Below are 1063 nucleotides of genomic sequence, written 5' to 3'. Positions count from 1 at the left end.
TCGCAGATCATCCGGATGGTCGAATCTGCGCAAGGCTCTAAGCTGCCGATTCAGGCAATGGTCGATCGAGTGACGATGTGGTTTGTTCCTGTGGTCATGGCGGCTGCGGCCCTGACCTTTCTTGTGTGGCTGGTGCTTGGTCCGGAACCAGCCCTGACCTTTGCCCTTGTGAATGGGGTCGCGGTCCTGATCATTGCTTGCCCATGTGCAATGGGTCTAGCCACCCCGACTTCTATCATGGTGGGGACGGGCCGCGGCGCTGAAATGGGGGTACTTTTCCGCAAGGGCGAAGCCTTGCAACTGCTCCGCGATGCCAAAGTGGTCGCCGTGGACAAGACCGGAACCCTGACCGAGGGGCATCCGGCCCTGACGGATATCGCGGTGGCCAAAGGTTTTGATCGTGACGATGTTCTCGCGAGAATGGCAGCAGTCGAAGCGAAGTCCGAGCATCCCGTCGCGCGCGCGATCGTCGATGCCGCCCGGAAGGAGGGGCTTGCCATCCCTGGCGTATCCGACTTTGCATCCGATACAGGTTATGGTGTCCGCGCCACCGTCAACGGGGACCGGATCGAAGTCGGCGCTGACCGCTATATGATCAAGCTCGGGCTGGATGTAGATGAGTTTTCCGACACAGCCGCGCGGCTTGGGAATGAGGGCAAAACGCCGCTCTATGTGGCGATTGACGGGCGGCTCGCTGCTATCGTGGCCGTCGCAGACCCGATAAAGCCCTCAACCCCGGCGGCCATTGCGGCGCTCCATGAACTTGGCATCAAGGTGGCAATGATTACCGGTGACAATCGGCGGACTGCCGAGGCGATCGCGGCAAAGCTCGGGATTGACGAAGTGGTTGCCGAAGTCCTGCCGGAAGGCAAAGTTGAAACGGTGCGTCGTCTGAAGGCCGAATATGGCAGCCTCGCTTATGTGGGGGACGGGATAAACGATGCACCGGCGCTGGCAGAGGCAGATGTGGGCCTTGCCATCGGTACCGGTACCGATATCGCGATTGAAACCGCGGACGTGGTCCTTATGTCTGCCTGCATTCCCCAAGTGGCGTGTCGTTTGA

The 1063-nt window shown here is 60.3% G+C and carries 1 protein-coding gene; it reads left to right on the top strand.

Features of this window, described 5'->3' with window-relative positions; genetic code table 11:
• A partial coding sequence (locus tag CN97_RS19670; protein ID WP_035715317.1) for a heavy metal translocating P-type ATPase occupies positions 1 to 1063 on the top strand: 1063 nt, incomplete at both ends.

Source organism: Haematobacter massiliensis, assembly GCF_000740795.1.
Taxonomy (GTDB): Bacteria; Pseudomonadota; Alphaproteobacteria; order Rhodobacterales; family Rhodobacteraceae; genus Haematobacter; species Haematobacter massiliensis.
The sequence above is the reverse complement of the archived record's forward strand: the minus strand, read 5'-3'. Positions and strand labels throughout refer to the sequence as shown.